Raw genomic sequence first — 23,631 nt, 5'->3', positions numbered from 1 at the left:
AGAGACGCCCCGGGCCTCTCGTCGTGGAACGACCCGGTATGGTCCGGTCAACACCTACACGGCGTGGACGATGAGAAGACGCAAGAATGCGTCTCATCGGGCTTATTCCTCAATCAGCTTCACGCCGCGCACGTCCTTCATCAGCGCCGAGCCGATAACCCAGCAGACCAGGGCAATAACCACCGGGTAAATCAGCCCCGACAACGAGGCGTGCTGCTGGAAAAACGAGCCTTCGGGCTGGGCCTTGGCCCACACCGCAATCCAGGTGGCCACCAGCGGCACGAAGCCGCCGAACACCCCGTTGCCGATGTGGTAGGGCACCGACAGCGAGGTGTAGCGCACTTTGGTCGGGAACAGCTCCACCAGGTACGCCGCAATCGGGCCGTAGACCATCGTCACGAACAAGACCAGGCAGAAAGTCAGCGCGGTCATCATCGGCAGGTTGGGCGTAAGGGCCTTTTGCACGGCGGCCACCGTTTTGCCGGCCGCGTCCACCGTGGCGGGCGTGGTTTCCGTCAGCGGGCCGGCGTAGGCCTGCAGGCCGTAGAACAGCGGCACGGTAAAGAGGGCCGCGCAGAGCATGCCGGTCATGATGATGCGCTTGCGCCCGATGCGGTCGGACAGGGAGCCGAAGTACACGAACAAGGGCGTGGCCAGCACCATGGCCGCCACGAGCACGATGCTCGCGTCGACGAGGTCGAGCTTGAGCGTGTTCTGCATAAAGGAGTAGGCGTAGAACTGCGAGGTGTAGAACACCACGCCCTGCCCCATGGTGGCGCCGAACAGGGCAATGAGCACGAGGCGGCGGTTGACGGGATTGGCAAACGACTCGCGCAGCGGGTGCTGGCTGGTGCGCCCTTCGGCCTTGGCTTTGGCAAACAAGGGCGACTCGTGCAGGCGGCGGCGGATGTAGTAGGAGGCCACAATCAGCAGGGCCGAGAGCAGAAAGGGAATGCGCCAGCCCCACTCCTTAAAGGCCGCGTCGGGCATGGCTTTCTTGGTCAGCACGATGACCAGAATGCTGAGCACCAGGCCGGCGGTGGCCGTAATCTGGATGTAGCTGGTGAAGTAGCCGCGCTTTTTATCGGGCGAGTATTCGGCCACGTAGGTAGCCGCGCCGCCGTACTCCCCGCCCAGCGCCAGGCCCTGCAGCAGGCGCAGCACCAGCACGATGAGCGGCGCGGCCACCCCGATGGAGTCGTAGCTCGGAATCAGGCCCGTGACGACGGTGGCGCCGCCCATGATGAGCAGGGTGAGCAGGAAGGTGTACTTGCGCCCGATCATGTCGCCGATGCGGCCGAAGAACACCGCCCCGAACGGCCGCACGATAAAGCCCGCCCCGAACACGGCCAGGGCCCCGAGCAGGGTGTCTTCGGGTTTGCCCTGCGAGCCGAACAACACCGGCCCGATGATGGCGGCCAGGGAGCCGAAGATGTAGAAGTCGTACCACTCGATGACGGTGCCCACCGAGGAGGCGGTGATGACCTGCCAGATTTTGCCGACGGGCACCGTGTTGTTGTCGTGGGCGGCGGCCGGCGCGGCGCCGGAAGCCCGGGCCTCGGTGGCCGGGGCGCGGTGCGGGAGCTGGGAATGCATGGAGTGCGGGTGCTTGGTGGAAAGGACGTGCCCACCAATGTACACGCGCCCCGCCCCAAACCCGCCTGTACTCTCCTATTCGGCCTACCAAAACCTATCAGAAACGGTTGCGCCAGGCCCGCAGCCGATGTTGCGTGGGCATCCGGGCGCTTACAAGCGGCTCGTCAGCCAACGGGGCTTTCCTACCCGCAGCCTGTTCATCAGATAAGCGAAACCGAGCCGCTGAAACCGCCATGTGTTCCGGTCTGCCTTATGTTTGTCGCTTATGCGCCCAAAGAAAGTACGAGGGCTGCGGCGTCACTTCCGCCGGTTTCAACGGGACGCCAGCCAGCCGCAGCCCTTAACCCTATCAATGTTGTCCAGCTACCACCACGACTACGCCCGGGTAGGCCTGGCTCCGTGGCGGGGCATGTCGCACGCCAGCAACCCACCGCTGCCGTTCCAGGTGGAAGTGGTGCAGGGTTTGTTGGCAACATACAGCCGCTGGCAGGCCGAGTTGGTGAAATGCCCCGAATCGTATTACCTGGCCGTCTGGGTGTTCGAGCTGGAATTCCGCGAATCCGCAGTACTCGTGGCAATTCGGCAGCAGCAGACGCGCTACGAGCAGTTCTTCGGGGAGCCGCTAGAGCCGCAGCCGCCCCTGCCCGAACTGCTTCGCCGCACGTCGGGCGCCGGGCAGCTGCGCTGGCAAGCCTACGACAACTACTACCCGAGCTTCGACGCCTCCGACTGGGAGCACCCCGCGGCACTGGCGCGCCACCTACAGGGCCGCCGCTACTTCACCGAAGCCCGCCCCGACGGCGACACGCTCTACTGGCTGCACCGCGGCCTCGTGTGGGTAGGGACGGCCCCGGCCTGACCCGCGCGTTACATCCGCAGCAAAGCGGCCAGCACGGCATCCGTAGCCAGGGCCAAGCGGCCGAGGTCCAGCTTTTCCAGGGAGTCGGCGGCGCGGTGGTAGTTGCGGTTGCGGTAAAAGGCCGTGTCGGTCAGCAGCAGGGCCGAGTAGCCGAATTGCCAGTAGTTGAGGTGGTCGGAAAAGTCGACGCCGGGCAACCAGGCCGGGCCAATGAAGCGTTTCACGGGCAGGCCGGCGGCGCGGTCATAGTGGCGGCTGAACTGCCGGGCAAACCGCCCGCCACCCAGCTTGCGCACGGCCGTGACGTAGTTGCCACGCCCGCCGTAGAGCAGCTGCAGCGGGCCGAAGGGGTAGTGCTGGGAGCCCGGCCGGTCGTCGTAGTAGCCGAGCATTTCCAGCGCTACCATGCCGCGCACGGGCACCCGGGCCGCGTGCAGGGATTGGGCGTGCACGTAGCTGCCCATGCGTCGGGTGCGGAAGTACGGCGGCTCTTCCAAAGTGTAGGCCACCAGGTCGATGCGCTGCGCCAGTGCCGGCTGTTGCCCCAGCAAGCGGCCCAGCTCCAGCAACGCGGCCACGCCCGAGCCGTTGTCGTCGGCGCCGGGCTGGTCGCCGCACACGTCGTAGTGCGCCCCTACCACGAGGCGCGGCCCGGCCTCGGGCCCGAACGAGGCCACGACGTTGCGGTAGGTGCGCCCGTCCACGTCGTAGGGCTGCTCCGCTACGCGGGCCCCGCTGCGGCGCATCTCGCGGCCGAGGTAGGCCGCCACCGAATCGAGCACGGCCACGTGCTGGTAATTGCGCGGTTGCGGCGTAGACACCAAATACGTCAGGTGCCGGCGCAGGCGAAGCGTATCGGCCGGGGCCGCCGGGGCTACAAGGCGGCCCCCCAGCAGGGGTAGCGCCAGCAGCAGTACACGACAATTCATCAGTTTGGTAGAAGAGGTAAATCCGCCGGTTGCTGTAACTCCGTAAGCACTGCGGCAGCCGGCTAGCGGGGCGGGTTGCGGCTCGTTGCGGAACGCCCGGAACGCCGGCCTAGTATCCAACAATGCGAGCATTTACCCACGGGCGTTGGCCCAACCTATTTTCCTTGTCCCAAAATAAGGCAATTTCCCATTTGCGGAATCAAGTGCCTTTTGCTGGACTTTTACCCTATAAACTTATAGGAATCATTTAAACTTCTGATTTATTGGCTTTCCGGGGAAGCCAGGCCGTACAACATCAAAAACAAGTAATTAGCTTTGCAAAACCAAGACTGTGTCTGCACGGTGCTGCCTGCGAAAGTGGCCTTTATCGGCTTCTCTTCCGCCCTACCCCAATCAGACCCAGCTAGGTAAAATACCAACTGCACCGCATCGACCTACCTTCTACCCCACCCGGCCCGCTTTACCCGTTACTGTATGAGTACACTCTACCCGTGCGTTGCTTTTCGTGGTTGGCTGGCTGGTAAGGGGTGGCCTTGCGCCGTCTGGCTGGTGTTGCTGGGGCTGGCGGCGCTAAGCCCGCGGCCCGCGGCGGCCCAGCACGACAGCACACTAGTGCCCGCCCAGCCCGTAGAACTGGCCAACATCGACGTGGCGCCGACGGCCGTCAGCGGCTGGCTGCTGCTGAACCCGGACATCCGCCTGGAGCTGGAGGGCGCCGTCGACAACCTCTACAACTTCAAGCACGAGCGGGCCGAAAAGCAGTTTCGCTCCCTGCGCCGGCGCTACCCCGAGCACCCCCTGCCCTACTTTCTGCTGGGCCTGGAGCAGTGGTGGAAAATGCTGCCCTCGCAGCTGCGCAGCAGCAGCTACGACCGGCCTTTCCTGGCCTACATGGACACGGCCATTACCAAGGCCGAGCGCCTTTACGAGCAAAACGAGCAGAACTACGAGGCCAGCTTTTTCCTCGCTGCCGCCTACAGCTTCGACGCCCGCCTGAACGCGGAGCGCCGCAACTGGACCCGCGCCACGCTCAGCAGCAAGCGGGCCCTGGAGTACCTGGCCAAAAACCAGGAAGCCAACAGCCTCAGCCCCGAGTTTCAGTTCGGGCAGGGCCTGCTGAACTACTACGCGCCCTGGATAGCCGAACACTATCCGCTGCTCAAGCCGGTGCTGCTGTTTTTCCCCAAGGGCAACCAGCAGCTGGGCCTGCAGCAGCTGCGCAGCGTGGCCGCCAACGGCTTTTACACGGCCCAGGAAGCGCAGTACTTTCTGCTGCAGATTACCTGCTTCGAGCAGCACCGCGCCCACGAGGCCCTGCCCCTGGCCCGCGCCCTGGCCACGAAGTACCCCGACAACGCCTACTTCCAGCGTTTCTACGCGCAGCTGTGCTTTAACCAGGGCTACATCCGCGAGTGTGAGCAGGTCAGCCGCGACATTCTCGACAAGCTCAACCGCGGGTTGCCCGGCTACGAAGCCATCAGCGGCCGCTACGCCAGCTACTTTCTGGGCTACCTGACGCAGTACAAGTACAAGGACGCGGCCCGGGCCAAGGAGCTGTACCAGCGCTGCGTGGTCTTCGCCGAAAGCACCGGCGACACGCAGGGCGGCTACTACCTGCACGCCACCTGGAACCTGGCCAAGCTGGCCGAGCAAGAGCAGAACTGGCCGGTGGCGGCGCGCTATTTCAGCTTGGTGCGGGCCCAGGCCGAGCCGGCATCGGACATGGCCGAAGAGGCGGAGGCCTTTCTCAAACAGCACCGCGGGCAGCGCAAAGCGGGCAAGCGCGTGGCCGCCGGCAGCAGCACGCTGAGCCTGGCCCGCTAGCCTGCGGGCCGCGCCGGCAGACGCGGAGTGGGCTAATTGCGGCCAACCTCCGAACTTCGGCCGCCGAACCAACCCGCTGCCATGCCCCTGCCCGTTCCCCCCGCTTCGTTTCGCACCATCACGCCCGGCACGCTCAAAGGCCCCGAGTGGCACCAGTTTATGCTCGGCGCCGTGGCCCCGCGGCCCATTGCCTTCGTCAGCACCATCGACCGGGAAGGCCACGTGAACCTGAGCCCGTTCTCGTTTTTCAACGTGTTCAGCTCCAACCCCGCCACGCTCATCTTCTCGCCGGCCAACCGCGTGCGCGACAACACCCAGAAGCACACGCTCTACAACGTGCGCGACGAGGTGCCCGAGTGCGTCATCAACATCTGCGACTACCCGCTGGTGGAGCAGATGTCACTGGCCTCCACGGAGTACGCGCGCGAGGTCAACGAATTCGGCAAAGCCGGGCTGACGGAGCTGCCGTCGGACATGGTGCGCCCGCCGCGGGTGGCCGAGTGCCCGGTGTCGTTCGAGTGCGTGGTCGAGCAGGTCATTGCCATCGGCGACTCCAACGGCGGCGGTAACTTGGTCATTTGCCGGGTGGTGCAGAGCCATTTTCGCGAAGACATTCTGCTGCCCGGCAACGGCGGCGTCGACCCGCACAAGTTCGACGCGGTGGCCCGCCTCGGCGGCGACTGGTACAGCCGCGTCATTCCCGAAAGCTTGTTTGAAGTGCCCAAGCCCAACCGCAACCAGGGCATCGGCATCGACGAGTTACCGGCCCACATCCGCCTCTCCGAGGTGCTGACCGGCAACAACCTCGGCCGCTTGGCCAACATCGAGCGGGCGGCCCTGCCCTCGGCCGAAGACGTGCAAGCCTACCGCGCCGACCCGCTGGTGGCCTATACGCTCCATAAATACCAGCACGACGCCGCCGAACAGCACCGGCAGCTGCAGCTGCTGGGGCAGAAACTCCTGGAGGAAGGCCGCCTGCTCGACGCCTGGAAGACGCTGCTGCTGACGTAACGCTATTTCACGGGCCCCACGGTGTAGGGCACTGTGATGCGAAACGTGGTGTCGCGGCCGTAGTTGCGGTAGGAAATGCGGCCCTGCCAGGTGGCGCGGCGCGGCGCTCCGGCCCCGAACGCCACGTGGCCCACGCCTGCTGAATCCAGCGCCACCGGCTGGCCATCGGCCGTCATGGTGAGCAGGCGCGGCGAAGCACTGACGAGCACCCGCGCCAGCATCAGTTCGGCCCGGTACGTCGCCCCCGGCGCCACCGTGCTGGCCTGGGCCGTCACCATGGGCCGCCAACGCGTTGTGAGCGTGCCCGAGGATACCTGCCGACTTAAATACGCCAAGGCAGTTTCCTCCAGAAGCAGAGCCCGGGCTTCGCGCTCCGCCAACGCGGCCAGGGCCCCGACCACCGGCATCTCAGCCTCGTCGAAGCTGGGCAACGGCGACGCGGCGGGCACCAGCGGCTGCAGCAGGCGGGCGTGGGCGCGTAGGCGGCGGGCCAGCGTATCGGCAACCCGGGCGCCGGGCGGGCCCGTCTGCAGCAACGCGGCCACGGCCTGGCGCTCATCCAGGTGCTCGAACCGCTGCCAGTTATCGGTCTGGCGCAGCAGCCGCTCGCGCAGGCGGCGCAGTTGGTCGACCAGGGCGCGCGTAGCATCGTGCACGGCCTCGGCTTGCCGGAGCACCAGGGTGTCGGCCGGCTGACGGCGGTTTTTTTCCACTTGGGCGTGAATACCGCGCACCGCGTTGCCATTGGCAATCAACAGCTCGTCGTTGCTGTTGAGTAAGGTGTCATCGATGAACTGCAGGCGCAGCAGCGTAGCCGTGCGCTCCTTCGACTGGCAGCCCGCCAGCAGCAGGCCGATCAGGCCGGCGCACACGGCCGCCCGCACCATACGCCGGGCCCGGTTTAGTTCGGATAACGAGACGGTCATAAGCAGGACTAGCGGGGTTGAATGGTGTAGGGCACGCGCAACCGAAACGTGGTGTCGCGGCCGTACTGGCGCAGCGCAATGCTGGCTTCCCAGGATGCCGGACCCGCCGGCGCAGTTGCCGGCACCACAAACTCCACCCGGCCCCGGCCGTCCAACGTCAGCGGCACGGGCCGGCCGTCGGCCTGCATCACTGGGCGTATGCCCACCGCGCTGCTGGTCAGAAACAAAGCCGCCCGGTACGTGCCGCCCACCGGTACTTCGTTGGATTCCGGCACGGCCATGGGCCCGATCTTGTCAAAGACAATGAACGGGGCCGCGACCTTTTGATCGAGTTCTGCCAGGGCGTCATGCTCCAGACGCCTTATTTCGGCCTCCTTCTGGCTGAGCATGGCCAGCGCGGATGCCAGCGGGGCACCCCGAAAGTATAATTGCCCGAAGCGCCACGCTGCTAGCTGCTTGCGGGCGGCGCGGTCGATGCGCGCCTCGTCCCGCACGTCCAACGCCAGCGGAGCCGCCTGGGGCACAAACCGCCGGATAAAGCGGGCGTAAGCGTTCAAACGCTGTTGCACCGTATCGGCGCCTGGGCCACCCAGCAGGGCTTCCACGGGCGCAGTAGCCGCCGGATCGGCTGCCTTCCCCGAACCCACCTGCAATTGCTGCCGCAGCTGCTGCAGCTGGCCGACCAAGCTGTCGGTGCGCGTGCGGATGGCCTCCACCTCGCTGAGCACGGCCGCGTCCTGCCGCAGCCAGTGGTTGTGCTCCACCTGCTTGGCCAAGCGTTGCTCCGTAGCCCGGGCGGCCCGCTGCTGCCGCCGATTCAGCAGCGTCAGCGTCTGGTCCAAGGATTGGTATTGGCGCAGTTCGGCCTCGGACGGGCCAGCCTGACAGGCGCCCAGCAGGCCCGCGAGCAGCAGGCCCGCAGCAGGGCAACGAGCACGAAGAAAGAACAGCGGAGGGCTCATCGGCAATTGACCTGGTTATTCAGCCAGCAGTATAGCTTTTTTGCCAAACACCAGGCGGAAGCACCAAGCCCGAAGTTCAGCCGCGCTACAGCGCCTGTTCCATTTCGTGCAGCTCCAGCGCAGTCTGCGCCCAGCCGCAAGCGCGCAAGAATTCCTGCCCCGCACCGGGCGGCAGCAGGCAGGGCATGAGCAAAGGCTTGCCGGCGTACTGCGCCTCCAGCGCCCGCAGCAGGCGCGTGCCCCAGCCCTGCCGGCGCAGTTCGGCGGGCACCACGAGGCTCAGCAGCACGGTCTTATCGGCCTCGGGGCGCAGCAGGGCAAACGCCTTGCCGTCGGCCAGCTGCCAGGCCTGCACGTAGGGCGCGGTGGTGGCGGCCAGCGTTTCGCCGGCCAGCATCCAGGGCAGCGCCTCGTCGCCGTGCCGGCTGATGTGCCGAGCCACCACGGCCGGATCGGCTTTCACCAGCTTTTCGGCTACCGGGCCGGCACTCGCGGCGGATTCCGCTGGAGCAGCGAAGCCGCTCAGGGTTCGGGTGATGTGAAACCCCAGCCGCTCGTACAGGCGAATAGCGGGCGCGTTGTTGGTGAATACTTCCAGCATGATGTTTTGGTCGCCGCGCTGCCTCGCTTCGGTTATGGCCGTCTGCAGCATGGGCCGGCCCAGGCCCTGCCCGCGGGCTTCCACCACCAAGCCCATGGCGGCTACCCGGCTCGTGTGGCCCCGCCGGCTGATGTACACCACGCCCACCAGCTCCTCGCCGCAGTACCAGAGGCGACTGGCTTCGGCGTCGAGGTGCTCCCCGCGGAAGCGGCGCTGAAAGCTGGCCACTTCGAAGCGTAACGGCACGATGTATTGCTCGAAGGAGCGGTTCATGGCCGCGGCTTGCTCGGCGGCGGAGCAGTCCAGCAGCGTGCGGGAGGTAAGGCGGTCGGCGGAGAAAGTCATGGCGGCAAGTTGCACAAACCCGGCCATTGCGGCCGCCCGCAACTGCCTTCAGCAACGACGGGCCGGTAGTGCGCAAAAAAGCCCGCGCGTTGGCGCGGGCTTCGAGGGGCCGCGAAAAGCCGCTGGAATTCGCGGTGCTTAGTTGCGTACGGCAATCATCAGGCCCAGCTCTTTGTAGCGCAGGTTGTACTTGCGCGCAATCATGGCGTTGGTTAGCGAGCCTTTGTAGAGGTAGACGCCCGAGCGGAAATGCTCGTCGGCAAACAGGGCCTCGTTGATGCCGCCTTGCTGGCTGATTTCCTGCAGAATGGGCGTGAAGATGTTGCTGAGCGCGTTGGAAGCCGTGCGCGGCACCCGCGAGGCAATGTTGGGCACGCAGTAGTGAATCACGTCGTACTTGCGGTACACGGGCCGGGCGTGCGAGGTCATTTCGCTGGTCATAAAGCAGCCGCCCTGGTCGATGCTCACGTCGATAATGACCGAGCCCGGCGACATGGTGCTGACCACGTCTTCGGCCACCATAAACGGGATGCGGCCCTCCTCGGCGTTCAGCGCCCCGATGACCACGTCGGCGCGGCGAATCTGCTGGTTGAGCGTGTACGAATCGAAGGTGCTGGTAAACAGCTGCGGGGCGCCCAGGTTCTGCTTGAGCCGGCGCAGCTTGTAGAGGTGGTTGTCGAACACCTTCACGTCGGCCCCGAGGCCGATGGCGGCGCGGGCGGCGTACTCGGCCACCGTGCCGGCCCCCAGGATGACCACCTGCGACGGCGGCACGCCCGTGATGCCACCCAGGATGATGCCCTTGCCCTCGTTGCCCAGGGCCAGGTACTCGGCCGCCACCAGCATCACCGTGGAGCCGGCAATTTCCGACATGGCCCGCACTACCGGCTTGGCGCCCGAGGGGTCCTTGATGAGCTCAAAGGCAATGGCGTTGACCTTTTTGCGCTGCAGGGCCAGCAGGTATTCCACCGACAGGGAGCCAAGCTGCAGGGCCGAAATCAAGGTCTGGCCCGCGTGCAAGTGCTCCATTTCCTCCAGCGTGGGCGGCGCAATCTTCAGGATCAGGTCGGCCTCGTACACTTCCTTGGGCGTGTATACGATGCTGGCCCCGGCCTCGGAATAGTCGTGGTCGGAGTACTTGCTGGGCTCCCCGGCCCCGCTTTCCAGCACCACCTCGTGGCCCTCGTTGACGAGGTGCTTCACCGCTTCGGGCGTGAGGCCCACGCGGTTTTCCTGCAGCGAAGTTTCGCGGGGCAGCCCGATGAACAGCCGGCGCTTGCGCGTCTCGACGGCCAGCATGGATTCCTGGGGCACGTAGGCCCGGCCGGGCGCGGTCAGCGAAGAGAAGCCGGGGGGTAGCTGGTCGGGCATTGCGGAGGGGGTGGTCGAAGCGAAGATGGGCGGGCGTAACGGGTCGGGGTCAGTCCGCCTCGCGCTGCACCCGGACCCGGCGCGACTCGGGCCCCGTGACGTCCACGGTGACGAGCAGCCGATCCGGCGGTAGCAGCGGCCCGACGCGGCTGGGCCATTCGATCAGGCAAAGATAACCGGAATCGAAGTACTCCTGCGCCCCGATGCGCAGGGCCTCGTCCACGGAGTCGATGCGGTAGAAATCGAAGTGGTAGACGGGGCGCTGCCGGGCGTCGCGGTACTCGTTGACGAGCGAGAAGGTAGGGCTGCTCACGTCGTCCTGCACGCCAAGGGCAGCGCACAAGGCTTTGATGAGGGTGGTTTTGCCCGCGCCCATCTCCCCTTCCAGCAGTACCAGCGGGCAGTCGGCGGTGGCGAGGACGGCTTTGAGCTGCTGGGCGGCGGCGGGCAGGGCGGCCAGCGTCGGAATGTCGATATCGGCAAGCATGGGCGCAAAGGTATCAGGGAAACGCCGCCGGTGCCGAATCAGGCACGGCGTGACTTTTCCCGGCGAAAACCGTTTGAGCGTCTAACTTGCGGCGCCGTGGCCCGGCCGGGGCCGCCGCGCATGCAACGCGTACCAGCACCCATTTTCATGCAAGTTTCCAAAATGGCCGGCAGCCTCATTGGCTCCGAAATCATCAAAATCGGCAACGAGGTCAACGACATGATCCGCAAGGGGGAGCAGATCTGCAACCTCACCATCGGCGACTTCGACTCCGGCATTTTCCCGATTCCCCAGGAGCTGGAGGCCGGCATCACGGCCGCCTACCAGGCCGGCAACACCAACTACCCGCCCGCCAACGGCGTGCTCGATTTGCGCCAGTCCGTCAGCCAGTTTCTGGCCGACCGCCTCGGGCTGCAGTACTCGCCCAACGATATTCTGGTGGCCGGCGGCTCCCGGCCCCTCATCTACGCCACCTACATGGCACTGATTGACCCGGGCGACAAAGTGGTGTTTCCGGTGCCGTCGTGGAACAACAACCACTACTGCCACCTCTCCGGCGCCCAGCAAGGCTTGGTGGAAACCCGGCCCGAAAACAACTTCATGCCCACCGCCGCCGAGGTAGCCCCGCACCTCGCGGGTGCCACCCTGCTGGCCCTTTGCTCGCCGCTGAACCCCACCGGCACAGTTTTCTCCCGGGCCGACCTGGAGGAAATCTGCGACCTGGTCATTGCCGAAAACCAGCGCCGCGGCCCCGACGAAAAGCCGCTGTACATCATGTACGACCAGATTTACTGGCTGCTGACCTTCGGCGACACCGAGCACTTCGACCCGGTAAACCTGCGCCCCGAGCTACGCGAGTACGTCATCTACATCGACGGCATTTCGAAGGCCCTGGCCGCCACCGGCGTGCGCGTAGGCTACGCCTTCGGCCCCAGCCTCATCATCGACAAGATGAAGGCCATTCTGGGCCACATCGGCGCCTGGGCGCCCAAGGCCGAGCAGGTGGCCACGGCCCATTACCTGCCCCAGCAGGCGCAGGTCGACGGCTTCGTGAGCGGCTTCCGGGATAAAATCCAGGCCAGCCTCGACGCGCTCTACCACGGCCTGCAGGCGCTGCAGCAGCAGGGCTATCCGGTCCAGGCCGTCGAGCCCATGGGCGCCATTTACCTCACCATCAAGCTGGATGTGCTCGGCAAAACCACGCCCGCCGGCCAAACGCTGCGCACCACGCAGGAGCTGACCTCCTACCTCATCGGCGAAGCCCGTCTGGCGCTGGTGCCCTTCAGCGCCTTCGGCACGGCCCCCACGGCGCCGTGGTTCCGCGCCTCGGTGGGCGGGGCCTCGCTGGAGTCCATTCAGGCCGCGCTGCCGCGCCTCAAAGCGGCCCTGGACGCGCTGCAATAAGTAGCAGCAGGACTTAAAAGAACGTCATTCCGACCGCAGCCAAATTCCTCGACGAGGTCGGAATGACGTTCTGTTTTCTTAGTTCTTATATCCGCACTACTCGCCGCCGGCCCCGTCAGGGTCGGCGGCTTTTTTTGCGTCCTCCCGCCGCTGGCGCAGCACCTCGTCGGTGCGGGTGTCGATGTAGAGCTGCTCGACTTTCTCCCGGGCCCAGGGCATGCGGCGCAGAAAGTTCAGGCTGCTCTTGATGGTGGGGTTGTTGGCGAAGCAGTTGATGCGGATCAACCGGTCCAGCTCCTGCCAGCCGTAGTGCTGCACCAGGTAATTCAGGATTTCGGCGAGCTTGACGCCGTGCAGTTCGCGGATGAGGTAGCCGTGTTCGTCGCGGACTTCGTCGGGGTGGGCGGGCATGGCAGCGCGGTAAGGAGAGACGACAAAGGTAGGCACCCGGGCGGGCCCAACGTGCCTACGTGGCTTAATACGCCCGGCGGCCAAGACGATGTTAGCCGCCGGCCGCCGGACCTCTAACTGTCCGCGCAGCCGCGGCGGCGGTGCCCGGCAACGCCCTCTCCGCTTTCCACGACCGAACACCCTGTCCGCTTCCGGACAAGATTTGGCGGGTCCGAAAAGACGTTTTATTCATCAAATAACTGACTCATAGCTAGATGCAAAAATGGCATCACGCTTGGCTATGTACCCAGCAGAACCCGCCAGCAGGGCGCAAAACCGGACACTTCAGCCGGATGCACCGCGGCACTTACCGCCAGCTGCCAAGCCAAACCGCCCTTTTGTCTCTCCGCTATGGAACAAGCTTTCTACTCCCGCTCCGCAGCCCGCCGCCACCGCGCCGCCTGGGCTTTCCTGTTGCCCGCGCTGCTGCTGGGCTCCGCCGCGCAGGCCCAGTCGCCGGCCGCGGTGAGCGGGTCCGTGCGCAGCTCGGCCGGCGCCGCCATCGACTACGCCACCGTGACGCTGCACCGCGCCCAGGACTCGACCGTGGTCAAAACCGAATTCAGCGACGACAAGGGGCAGTTTACTTTTGGAGCGCCGGCCGCCGGGCAGTATCTGGTATCGGCCTCGCAGCTGGGCTACGTGCGCCAGTGGTCCAAGCCCTTTGCCGTGAGTGGCGCGGCCGTCAGCCTGCCCGCCCTGGCCCTGCCCACCAGCGCCGCCACCCAGCTCAAGGAGGTGAAAGTGACCGGCACGCGGCCCTTGTACGAGCGCGAGGCCGACCGCACCATCGTCAACGTCGAGGGCTCCACGCTGGCGGCCGGCAACACCTCGCTGGACGTACTCAGCCGGGCGCCGGGCGTGACAGTGGACAACAACGACAACCTGGCCTTGCGCGGGCGGCAGGGCCTGCTGGTGCTCATCGACGGCAAGCGCCAGCCCATGACGGGCTCGGAGCTGGCCGACTACCTGCGCGCCTTGCCCGCTGACCAAGTCAAAAACATCGAGCTCATCACCAACCCGCCGGCCAAGTACGACGCGCAGGGCGGGGCCGGCATCATTGCCATCAACCTCAAGAAAGACCAGAAGCTCGGCACCAACGGTTCGGTCAATGCCAGCTATGGGCAGGGGCGCTACGGCAAATACACCGCGGGCCTCTCGCTGAACCACCGCCAGCAGAAGCTCAACCTGTTCGGTTCCTACAGCTACGCCCGCCGCGAGGGGTTCAACAAGCTGGACATCAACCGGGAGTTTTTCCGGCCCGGCGACGTGAGCCGGCCCCTGTTCAGCCGCTCCGACCTCGACAACGACCAGCACTCCATCGGCAGCTCGCACACCTGGAAAGCCGGTTTCGACTACAACCTGACGCCCCATACGGTGGTCGGGGCGGTGGGCAGCGGGGTGTACAACCGCTTTGAGGTCGACGGCACGAACCGCTCCACCTTCAGCCGCCCGGCCGTGGCCGCGCCCGACAGCGTGTTCAACACCCGCAACTGGCTCACGGCTACGCCGGCCAACTACGCGCTGAACCTGAACCTGCGCCACACCGTGCCGAACCCGGCGGCCGGTCCGCGCGAGCTGAGCGCCGACTTCGACGTGGCCCGCTACGATGGGCAGCGCCGGCAGGGCCTCTACACCACCTACGACGTCATCAGCCGCGCGCCCTACCAGCTCGACGGCGACCAGCGCGGCGCGCTAACCATCACCTCGGGCAAGGCCGATTACGTGCACCCGCTCAGCAAGGCGCTGCGGGCCGAAACCGGCGCCAAGGCCAGCTGGGTCGACTCCGACAACGACGTGGACTTCTGGCAGGCCCAGAACGGGGTGACCAGCTACGACGAAACCCGCTCGAACCGCTTCCACTACCAGGAGCGCATCCTGGCCGGCTACGCCAGCCTGAGCCAGACGCTGCCGCACTGGAGCCTGCAAGCCGGCCTGCGCGGGGAGCACACCGAGGCCCGGGGCCGGCAGGAAGTGGTGCAGCCCGGCGTCGCGCCGACCTTCGCCCGGCGCTACTTTCAGCTCTTTCCCTCGGCCGGCGTGAAGCACAGCTTCTCGGAGCAACACGAAACCAGCCTCTCGCTCGGCCGCCGCATCGACCGGCCCTCCTACAACCAGCTCAACCCCTTCCGCAGCTACGCCGATGCCACCACCTACCAGGAAGGCAACACCAAGCTGCGCCCGCAGACCTCCTACAACCTGGAGCTTACCCATACCTACAAGCAGAAGTACAGCCTGGGCCTGAGCTACAGCCGCACCGCCAACCCCATCGTCAACACCGTGCAGCCCGAGTCGGCCGAGAGCCGCATCGTGGTGGCCACGGTGCAGAACCTGGGCCGCCAGGACTACTACGCCCTGAACCTGACCGTGCCGCTGGAGCCGGTGAAGGGCCTGACCATCTACAACAACGCCGTGCTGTTTTACCGCAGCTTTACCGGCTCGGTGGCCGGCACCTCCTTAAACAAGGGTCAAACGGCCTTCAACGTGAGCAGCAACACCAGCTACGGCTTTGGCCCGGGCTGGTCGGTGGAGCTCAACGGCCGCTACCAGTCGCGCGAGGTGTACGGCTTTTTCAACCTGCGCCCCCGCGGGCAGGTGGCCGTGGGCGTGCAGAAAACCCTTTGGGACCGGAAGGGCACGCTCAAGCTCAGCGCCGCCGACCTGCTTTATACCTCCACCACCCGCGCCCGCTCTACCTACGACAACTACCAGGAGCACTTCTACCAGCGCGGCGACTCGCGCGTGGTCACGCTGAGCTTCGCCTACCGCTTTGGCAACGACAAGGTGGCCCCCACCAAGCGGCGCGCGGGCGGGGCCGAGGACGAAAAACGCCGGGCCGACTAACAGCGGCCGAGTGGATGAGCGGACGACAGACAAGAGTAGATATAGAAATGAGCGGAGAGGTGCGCTGCCAACATTCCGGCGCGCAATACTGCCCACCGCTGCGCTTTGCGTCTACTCGTCCGCTCATCCATTCAGCCGAACTTTTATTTTTCACGCAACCTCTATGACATATCATAGTCTTTGCTCCAACCCCCGCTACGCATGCTCTCTTCCATCGTCTTTTACGCCCTCGACAAAGCCATCCGCAGCTACCGGCGCATGGCCCAGGCCACCATCGACCGCGCCGGCCTCGACATCACCATCGACCAGTGGCTGGTGCTGCGGGTGCTGCTGGAGCACGACGACCTGACCCAGCACGAAATAGCCGAGCGCGTGTTCAAGGACCAAGCGTCGGTGGCCCGGATTCTGGCCCTGCTCACCCGTCGCGGGTTGCTGTCGGCCATTCCGCTGCCCCACGACGGGCGCCGCACCCAGTTGCGCGTCACCGAGCAAGGCCACCGCATCCTCGACGCGGTGCATCCCATCATCCTGCAGAACCGGGCCAAGGCCCTGGCCGGCATTTCGGAGGAGGAACTGACCCTGATGCGCCCCCTGCTCGACCGCATTGCCCTGAACTGCGCCCCGGCGCCCTAACGCTTTGGACTGGGCTTTCTGACTTAAATAAGCAGCCGCCCGCCACTACCTGTTTTGAAAATACGAACACATTCGTATGTTTGCTACGAATTACTTCGTAGATATCCCTCCTCTTCTCCTGCCCTTTTAATGGCGCCCCAGTTTTCGCTTGCATGCCCTACCTGTTCCAACCTTTCTCAGCTATGAAAACTTCCTACTCCTCCCCGCGTGCCGCCTTGCTGCTCCTCTCCGGCCTGGGTCTGGCCCAGGTGAGCTACGCCCAATCCGCGGCCACGGTGAGCGGCGCGGTGCGCAGCTCGACCGGCGCCGTCATCGACTACGCCACCGTGACGCTGCACCGCGCCCAGGACTCGACCGTGGTCAAAACCGAATTCAGCGACGACAAGGGGCAGTTCGCGTTTGAGGCGGCGCCGGCGGGGCAGTACGTGGTGTCGGCCTCGCAGGTAGGCTTTGCCCGGCAATGGTCGCGGCCCTTCGAGGTGGGCAGCGCGAAGGTGGCGGTGCCCGCCCTGACCTTGGTTGCCAGCGCCGCCACCCAGCTCAAGGAGGTGAAAGTGACGGGCACCCGGCCGCAGTTCGAGCGCCTGGCCGACCGCACGGTGGTGAACGTGGAAAACTCGCCGCTGTCGGCCGGCAACACCTCGCTGGACGTGCTGCGCCGCTCGCCGGGCGTGACGGTGGACAACAACGACAACCTGGCCTTGCGCGGGCGGCAGGGCCTGCTGGTGCTCATCGACGGCAAGCGCCAGCCCATGACGGGCTCGGAGCTGGCCGACTACCTGCGCGCCTTGCCCGCTGACCAAGTCAAAAACATCGAGCTCATCACCAACCCGCCGGCCAAGTACGACGCGCAAGGCGGGGCCGGCATCATTGCCATCAACCTCAAGAAAGACCAGAAGCTCGGCACCAACGGCTCGTTGAACACCAGCTACGGCTACGGGCGCTACGGCAAATACACCGCGGGCCTCTCGCTGAACCACCGGCGCAAGAAGCTGAACGTGTTTGGCACCTACACCTTCGCCGACCGCCGCAACTGGAACGCGCTGACCATCAACCGGGACTTTTTCGATTACCCGGATAACGTGAAAACGCTGGTGGGCAAGTCGTACCAGGACAACGAAGGCCGCTCCCACGGCCGCTCCCACTCCTGGAAAGCGGGCCTGGACTATTACCTGACCGAACGTACCGTGCTGGGCGTGGTGGCCAACGGGCTGGCGCTGCAAACGGACAGCCGCGGCACGAACAACTCGGAGCTGTACGCCCCCGACGGGAGCACCACGGGCCGCTACCAATCGACCAACCTGCGCAACGGTGACCTGCCGAACTACTCGCTGAACGCCAACTTCCGCCACACCTTTAAAGACTCGCTGGGCACGCACGAGCTGACGGCCGACGCCGACTACGCCCGCTACGAGGCCAGCCGCTACCAGCAGCTCGACACGCGCTTTACCTACCCGGCCGAAACCCTGGACCGCCTCACCAGCGACCAGCGCAACGACCTGACCATTCAGTCGGTGAAGGCCGACTACACCCGGCCGCTGAGCAAAACCAGCCGGCTGGAAGCGGGCAGCAAGGTCAGCTGGGTACTGGCCGATAACGACCTGCTCTTCAAAGTGCCGGTGCGCGCAGGTGCTATCGACGAGCTGGTGCGCGACCCGCGCCGCTCCAACCGCTTCCGCTACGACGAGAACATCCTGGCCGGCTACGTGAGCGTGAGCCAGAACCTGCCGCAGTGGACGCTGCAAGTGGGCCTGCGCGGGGAACAAACCAACGCCATCGGCAAGCCCGAAGCCGACTCGGGGCGCTTCAACCGCCACTACTTCCAGCTGTTTCCGTCGGCGGCGGTGAAGCACACGTTCTCCGACAAAAACGAGACGAGCCTCTCGCTCAGCCGCCGCATCGACCGGCCGTCCTACGGGCAGCTGAACCCGTTTAAGAGCTACATCGACGCGACAACCTACGGGGCTGGCAACCCCGACCTGCGCCCGCAGACCAGCTACAACCTGGAGCTGACCCACACTTTCGCCCAGAAGTACAGCCTTGGGGTGAGCTACGCCGTCACTTCCCGGCCCATCGTGGGCACGGTGCAGCCGGCGCCGGAGGGTGGCCGGGTGGTGGTATCGACCACGCAGAACCTGGACCGCCAGTACAACTACGCCCTGACGCTGACCGCGCCGGTGGAGCTGGCCAAGTGGTGGAGCGTGTACAACAACGTGGTGCTCTACTACAACCAGTTCCAGGGCAACCTGGCCGGCACCCGCCTCAACGCCGGCCGCCCGGCCTTCAACCTGAACACCAACAGCACCTTCGTGCTCGGCCACGACTGGAAAGCTGACCTGAACGCGAGCTACGACTCCAAAAACCGCTACGCGTACTTCGTGAGCCGGGCGCAGGGGCAGGTGTCGTTTGGGGTACAGAAATCGGTGTGGCACAACAAGGCCACCGTGAAGCTGAACGCCACCGACGTGTTCTTCACCAACAAAACCCGGGCAACGGTGCTCTTCGACAACTACGTGGAGCGCTTCTACCAGCGCTACGAGTCGCGGGTGGTGACGCTGTCGTTGAACTACCGCTTCGGCAACGACAAGGTGGCCCCGACCAAGCGCCGCGGCGGCGGCGCCGAGGACGAAAAGCGCCGCGCCGGCGGCAACTAGCCGCCCTGCCGCCAACACGCACGACGTCAAGCAGCTTAAGGCCGTCGTTTTTTCAGGACTGAGTGCCCGCAGCGCAGCCACCGCGGCCCGAACAACGGGACGCTGTGGTTGCGCTTGGCGGTTGAGGCCGGGGGCCGGGCGTTTCCTTGGAGGCCGGCGGCAATGCGCTCTTGTGATGCGCTTTCGCACCCGACTACTCATTTTTTACAGCTATAAATCAACGCTTTACCCATAATACGAAATTATTCGTCGTTTATATGCAACGGCGAAAATACTTCCCGGTCTTTGGCCTGAATTGCGCGTTGAGCCGCCGTTAAGGCTCCGCCCCTTCCCTCACTTGCCAACCTCCAACCCACCTGGTCACCGACCATTGGCCCGCCGCCGACCAAATTATACGAAAATCTTCGTACAAACTCCTGCCCTACTTGCTATGAAAAGAGTTACCCTGCTTCCCCAACCGTGGGCGCAACTGGCCCGGGTTTCGCGCACCGGCGCGGCTGGCTTGACGCTGACCCTGCTGCTGGGAGCGGCCGCCCCGGCCGCGGCCCAAACCGCCGCGGCGCCCGGCAGCACGGCCGCCAAAACTACCGGCCGCATCACGGGCACGGTGCAGAACGCGGCCACCAAGCAGCCCGTGGAGTTTGCCACGGTGGCCTTGCTGGCCCAGGGCAGCGAAAAGGCCGTGCTGGCCGGCGCCTGCGACGAAAAGGGCGCCTTCGTGCTCGGCAACGTGCCGGTGGGCGAGTACACGCTGGCCGTGAGCTTCGTGGGCTACCAGGCGCAGCGGGTACCGGTAGTGGTGACGGCCGAGCGGCTGGTGCTGGAGCTGCCGCCGGTGCTGCTGGCCGCCACGGCCACGCAGCTGAGCGAGGTGAAAGTAACGGGCGAACGGGCCCTGGTAGAAAGCAAGGTGGACCGCATCGTGTACAACGCCGACAAGGACCTGACCAACTCGGGCGGTACCGCGGCCGACGTGCTGCAGAAAGCCCCCCTGCTCACGGTGGACCTCGACGGCAACCTGCAGCTGCGCGGCTCCAGCAACATCCGGGTGCTGGTGAACGGCAAGCCCTCCACCCTGCTGGCCACCAACCTGGCCGAGGCCCTCAAGCAGATTCCGGCCGACCAGATCAAATCGGTGGAGGTGATTACCGCGCCCTCGGCCAAGTACGACGCGGAAGGCACGGCCGGGGTGGTCAACATCATTTTGAAGAAAAACAACCTGGAGGGCAAGAACGGCAACCTCGGGGCGGGCGTGAGCAACCGCAACGCCTACGTGAACGGCAACTTCAACCAGCGCCGCGGCAAGCTGGGCCTGAACACCGGGCTGGGCGCCAACCCCTTCTACAACATCGCCAAGAGCGCGGCCCGCCGCCGCGACTACCTCACCGACACGACCCAGAGCCTGCTGCTGCAAAACGGGCGCTTCACCAACATGGGCTGGGGCTTTTGGGGCAACCTGGGGCTGGACTACGACCTGACCCCGAAGGACGTGCTGAGCTTGGGCGTGCAGGGCAATTACCGCGGCTTTCTCAACGACCGGTCGCAGTACACCTCCTACCAGCTGTTTCGCACCGAGGCCGACGCGCTGCGGCCGCTGTTCCTGGATGCCTACAACCGCGACATCGACACGCGCGACGGCAACGGCAACGTGGACGTGAACCTGGGCTACACCAAGCAGTTTGCCAAGCCCAAGCAGGAGCTGAGCGTGCTCGGTCTCTACAGCCTGAACCTGGGCCGCACCCGCTACCAGCTGGACCAGCAGCGCGGCGAGCTGACCGACTACCGCGAGAAGAGCCGCAACGACAACCACAACCGCGAAATCACCCTGCAGGCCGACTACGTGCAGCCGCTCGACAGCACCCAGACGCTGGAAACGGGCGTAAAAACCATCCTGCGCCACGTCGACAGCGACTACCGCATCGAGGCGGACTCCGTGCTGGACGGGCGCGGCTTCCGGCCGGTGCCGCAGCGCTCCAACGAGTTCGGCTACGACCAGAACGTGTACGCCGGCTACGCGTCCTACGGCTTCGCGCTCGGCAAGAAGTGGACTTTCAAGGCCGGCAGCCGCCTGGAGCACACCCGCATCAACGGCGAGTTCCGGAGCAGCGGCACCTCGCTGCGCACCACCTACACGAACCTGGCGCCCAACCTGATGGCGGCCTGGGCAGTTACGCCCGACCACACGCTCAAGCTGAGCTACTCGCGGCGCATTCAGCGGCCGGGCATCTGGTATTTGAACCCGTACGTCAATACGGCGGACCGGCGCAACGTGTCGTCGGGCAACCCTACCCTCAACGCGGAACTGACCGACGCCTACGAGCTGAGCTACACAACTTTCATCAAGAAAAGCTCGGTGACGCTGTCGAGCTATTGGCGGCAGACCAACAACGCCATCGAAAGCGTGGCGCGCCTGGTGCCCGGCAACGAGCTGCTGGCCACCGCCGACACCACGCGCATCCTCTACACCACCTACCGCAACCTGGCCCGCAACGCCAACTACGGCCTCTCCGCCTTCGGCTCGACCAAGCTGACGGACAAATGGAGCCTGAGCGGCAACGTGAACTTCTACTGGCGCAAGGTGAGCAGCCCGGCGCTGGGCCTGACCAACAGCGGGGGCATGTTCAACCTGAACCTGAACTCCTCCTGGCAGTTTGAGAAAGGTTGGAGCGCGCAGTTCTTCGCCTTCGCCAACTCGCGCCAAGTAACCTTGCAGGGCCGCAATTCGGGCTACCGCATCTACAGCCTGGGGGCCAAGAAGGAGTTCTGGGACAAGAAAGCCAACGTGGTGGTGGCCGTCATCAACCCATTCAACGCCCGCCTAGCCTTCCGCAACGACCTGGTGTCGCCCGCATTCGACTACGAAAACAACAGCTACTTCTACAACCGGCAGATCCGGGTGAGCTTCTTCTACCGCTTCGGCAAGATGGACAACCAGAGCCGGCCGAAGAAGACCATCCAGAACGACGACCAGAAGCAGGGCGGCGGCAGCAACGGCTAGCGGCCCTGGTCAACCCTCATCCTTCCTTGCTCCCCGACCATTTTACCCATGAAAGTTGCCTTAGTTTTCCTTGTCCTCCTCGTGCTCAGCTTGCCCGGCCTGGGGCGCAATGCCCAGCGGGCCGCCGGCAAACGAGTGGATGCTTTCGTGGAGCAGAAAATGCGCGAGCTGCGCATTCCGGGCCTGGCCGTGGCGGTGGTGAAAGATGGCCAAATCCTTAAGAAAACCACCTACGGCCTCGCCAACTTGGACTGGCAGAACAAGGTGACCGAGCACACCAACTTCCAGATTGCCTCCTGCACCAAGCTGCTGACTTCGACGCTGCTGCTCAAAACCATGCACGCCGGCAAAATCAACCTGGAAGACCCCATCGGTACGTACCTGGATTCGGTGCCCGCGGCGTGGCAGCCGGTGCGCGTCAAGCACCTGGTGAGCCACTCCAGCGGCATTCCGGACTACTACGAAAGCAACGTCTACCTGCCCACCAGCCGCATTGTGCGCTTGGTCAAACAGGCACCCCTGCTCTTTCAGCCGGGCACCAAGGAACAGTACGGGCAGTCCGACTTCATGATCCTTTCCTACATTTTGGAGCGGATTTACCAGAAGCCCTTCGTGCAGCTGCTGCGCGACGAAGTGGCCACGCCCCTGGGCATGCGCGACGGCGCCTTCGACATGGAATACCGCGTGAAGGGCCAGTACCTGCGCACCGACGTGCTGGCGCAAAAGGCCACGACCTACTACGAGCTGAACGGCAAGCCGCAGGCCTACAAATTCCTCTACCCGCAGTATACCTACCCCGCGGGCGGCTACTTCGCTTCCATCAGCGACCTGGCCAACTGGGCCGCCGGCCTGGACAACGGCACGCTTTTTCCGCGCAGCTTCGCCGACACTTACATCTACCAGCGGGGCAAAATCGGAGCCGCAGACGCGGGGTTCTCGCAGGTGGGCTGGGCCGTGGAAACCGAGGCTGGCACCACCTACGGCGGGCACAGCGGTGGCCCCGGCCTCGGCGACGTGTGGCGCTTTCCCCAGCAGGGCTACACCTTCATTGTGCTTTCCAACGACGGGGAGCTGCTGCCGCGCTTCGCCCGCGCCATTGCCGCGTTTTACATCAGCGAGCTGCCGCCGAAACCGGACATCGAGAAGTTTGAGCGGGATTAGGCGATGAAGGGGCGCGGAGCAGCCCGCGGGCATCGTATGGGTATCAGGCTTCACCGTTGATGAGCAGGTCGGTCCACTGATTCGTGGCTAGATTCAGTCGGACGCTGAAGTAACATTTGCCACCGTCCTTGGCCCGGACCAATTGAGTACGCCAGTTGCGGGGCCCTTTGCAAAAACAATTCACCCATACTTCTTTCTCACCGCGCTTGTTTGTTACTGGCACTGCCTGTCGGTTGTAGTGTTGAAGCCAAATAAGCGACGATTTGTCCACCGATTCTTGAGGAGCCAGTCGTTGCAACCGTTGCTCTTCCGCTTGGTTGTACTCCCCGATGCAAGCCTGAAGCAACCACTCAATTTGATTCAGATCCTGCGCACTTAATGCGGTAGCCTTGCCTTCTAGAAAGCTCCCATACTCAGCGGAATCGTACGGCAGCACGGTCAATCCTGGCGACCTGACCATTTTCAACAGTGGAGGTACCACGAGTGCTGCACCAGTGACAGGTGATTCAGGTGATTGGCAGGCAACACCTAACGGAAGCAGGCAAGCCCAGATCAATAATCGCAGCAGCATAAGCG

Annotated in this window: 18 protein-coding genes; 9 read left to right on the top strand and 9 right to left on the bottom strand. The window is 64.9% G+C overall.

Translation table 11 applies throughout. The features are described from left to right. Positions 1 to 102: 102 nt before the first annotated feature. Positions 103 to 1,596, bottom strand: coding sequence for an MFS transporter (locus LJ737_RS07000; RefSeq protein ID WP_227764067.1), 1,494 nt, complete (start codon positions 1,594 to 1,596; stop codon positions 103 to 105). A gap of 352 nt (positions 1,597 to 1,948) precedes the next feature. On the opposite strand from LJ737_RS07000, the gene LJ737_RS06995 reads away from it, so the two are divergent. Beyond that, a complete protein-coding gene (locus tag LJ737_RS06995; RefSeq protein WP_227764065.1) occupies positions 1,949 to 2,455 on the top strand; it encodes a hypothetical protein in 507 nt (168 codons plus the stop codon). 8 nt (positions 2,456 to 2,463) lie between these two features. Here the strand turns inward: LJ737_RS06995 and LJ737_RS06990 are convergent, their stop codons facing one another. Next, complete coding sequence (locus LJ737_RS06990; protein ID WP_227764063.1) at positions 2,464 to 3,384, bottom strand: M28 family peptidase; 921 nt, start codon at positions 3,382 to 3,384, stop codon at positions 2,464 to 2,466. A 474-nt stretch (positions 3,385 to 3,858) separates the two neighbouring features. Between LJ737_RS06990 and LJ737_RS06985 the strand changes: the two genes are divergently transcribed. Together LJ737_RS06985 and LJ737_RS06980 are read left to right on the top strand one after the other, a co-directional pair. Continuing rightward, a complete protein-coding gene (locus LJ737_RS06985; protein ID WP_227764061.1) occupies positions 3,859 to 5,208 on the top strand; it encodes a tol-pal system protein YbgF in 1,350 nt (449 codons plus the stop codon). Between the two features lie 81 nt (positions 5,209 to 5,289). Further along, the gene (locus tag LJ737_RS06980) at positions 5,290 to 6,219 is read left to right on the top strand and encodes a flavin reductase family protein (protein WP_227764059.1); all 930 of its coding nucleotides are present in this window, start codon (positions 5,290 to 5,292) and stop codon (positions 6,217 to 6,219) included. A 2-nt stretch (positions 6,220 to 6,221) separates the two neighbouring features. On the opposite strand, the gene LJ737_RS06975 is transcribed toward LJ737_RS06980, so the two are convergent. The 5 genes from LJ737_RS06975 to tsaE all read right to left on the bottom strand — a co-directional run bounded on the left by LJ737_RS06975 (position 6,222) and on the right by tsaE (position 10,911). Then, a complete protein-coding gene (locus LJ737_RS06975) occupies positions 6,222 to 7,145 on the bottom strand; it encodes a hypothetical protein (protein ID WP_227764057.1) in 924 nt (307 codons plus the stop codon). Between the two features lie 8 nt (positions 7,146 to 7,153). Continuing rightward, entirely contained in the window at positions 7,154 to 8,107 is a 954-nt protein-coding gene (locus LJ737_RS06970) for a hypothetical protein (protein WP_227764055.1), read from the bottom strand. Between the two features lie 85 nt (positions 8,108 to 8,192). Then, positions 8,193 to 9,053 (bottom strand): GNAT family N-acetyltransferase, encoded by an 861-nt coding sequence (locus tag LJ737_RS06965; protein WP_227764053.1) that lies wholly within the window; start codon positions 9,051 to 9,053, stop codon positions 8,193 to 8,195. Positions 9,054 to 9,191: 138 nt separating this feature from the next. Further along, positions 9,192 to 10,424 carry an alanine dehydrogenase gene (locus LJ737_RS06960; protein ID WP_227764051.1) on the bottom strand — a complete coding sequence of 411 codons (1,233 nt, stop codon included), beginning with the start codon at positions 10,422 to 10,424 and terminating at the stop codon, positions 9,192 to 9,194. A 49-nt stretch (positions 10,425 to 10,473) separates the two neighbouring features. After that, the gene (tsaE, locus tag LJ737_RS06955; protein WP_227764049.1) at positions 10,474 to 10,911 is read right to left on the bottom strand and encodes a tRNA (adenosine(37)-N6)-threonylcarbamoyltransferase complex ATPase subunit type 1 TsaE; all 438 of its coding nucleotides are present in this window, start codon (positions 10,909 to 10,911) and stop codon (positions 10,474 to 10,476) included. Between the two features lie 147 nt (positions 10,912 to 11,058). Here tsaE and LJ737_RS06950 point away from each other — a divergent pair, with 147 nt between their 5' ends. Next, positions 11,059 to 12,315: a pyridoxal phosphate-dependent aminotransferase gene (locus tag LJ737_RS06950; RefSeq protein ID WP_227764046.1), complete on the top strand. Its 1,257-nt coding sequence runs from the start codon at positions 11,059 to 11,061 to the stop codon at positions 12,313 to 12,315. 96 nt (positions 12,316 to 12,411) lie between these two features. Here LJ737_RS06950 and LJ737_RS06945 read toward each other — a convergent pair whose 3' ends face one another. Further along, positions 12,412 to 12,726 (bottom strand): VF530 family protein, encoded by a 315-nt coding sequence (locus tag LJ737_RS06945; RefSeq protein ID WP_227764044.1) that lies wholly within the window; start codon positions 12,724 to 12,726, stop codon positions 12,412 to 12,414. Positions 12,727 to 13,116: 390 nt separating this feature from the next. Between LJ737_RS06945 and LJ737_RS06940 the strand changes: the two genes are divergently transcribed. The 5 genes from LJ737_RS06940 (at position 13,117) to LJ737_RS06920 (ending at position 23,055) form a co-directional block, all read left to right on the top strand. Continuing rightward, the gene (locus LJ737_RS06940; RefSeq protein WP_227764042.1) at positions 13,117 to 15,609 is read left to right on the top strand and encodes an outer membrane beta-barrel protein; all 2,493 of its coding nucleotides are present in this window, start codon (positions 13,117 to 13,119) and stop codon (positions 15,607 to 15,609) included. 201 nt (positions 15,610 to 15,810) lie between these two features. Beyond that, positions 15,811 to 16,242 carry a MarR family winged helix-turn-helix transcriptional regulator gene (locus LJ737_RS06935; RefSeq protein WP_227764040.1) on the top strand — a complete coding sequence of 144 codons (432 nt, stop codon included), beginning with the start codon at positions 15,811 to 15,813 and terminating at the stop codon, positions 16,240 to 16,242. 182 nt (positions 16,243 to 16,424) lie between these two features. Then, complete coding sequence (locus tag LJ737_RS06930) at positions 16,425 to 18,896, top strand: TonB-dependent receptor (protein WP_227764038.1); 2,472 nt, start codon at positions 16,425 to 16,427, stop codon at positions 18,894 to 18,896. 430 nt (positions 18,897 to 19,326) lie between these two features. Further along, positions 19,327 to 21,894: a TonB-dependent receptor gene (locus LJ737_RS06925; protein WP_227764035.1), complete on the top strand. Its 2,568-nt coding sequence runs from the start codon at positions 19,327 to 19,329 to the stop codon at positions 21,892 to 21,894. Between the two features lie 48 nt (positions 21,895 to 21,942). Beyond that, positions 21,943 to 23,055, top strand: coding sequence for a serine hydrolase domain-containing protein (locus LJ737_RS06920; protein ID WP_227764033.1), 1,113 nt, complete (start codon positions 21,943 to 21,945; stop codon positions 23,053 to 23,055). Between the two features lie 43 nt (positions 23,056 to 23,098). Here LJ737_RS06920 and LJ737_RS06915 read toward each other — a convergent pair whose 3' ends face one another. Further along, entirely contained in the window at positions 23,099 to 23,626 is a 528-nt protein-coding gene (locus tag LJ737_RS06915; protein WP_227764030.1) for a hypothetical protein, read from the bottom strand. Positions 23,627 to 23,631: the final 5 nt, after the last annotated feature.

Source organism: Hymenobacter sp. 15J16-1T3B (assembly GCF_020711235.1).
GTDB lineage: Bacteria > Bacteroidota > Bacteroidia > Cytophagales > Hymenobacteraceae > Solirubrum.
This window is presented reverse-complemented; position numbering and strand designations above follow the sequence as displayed.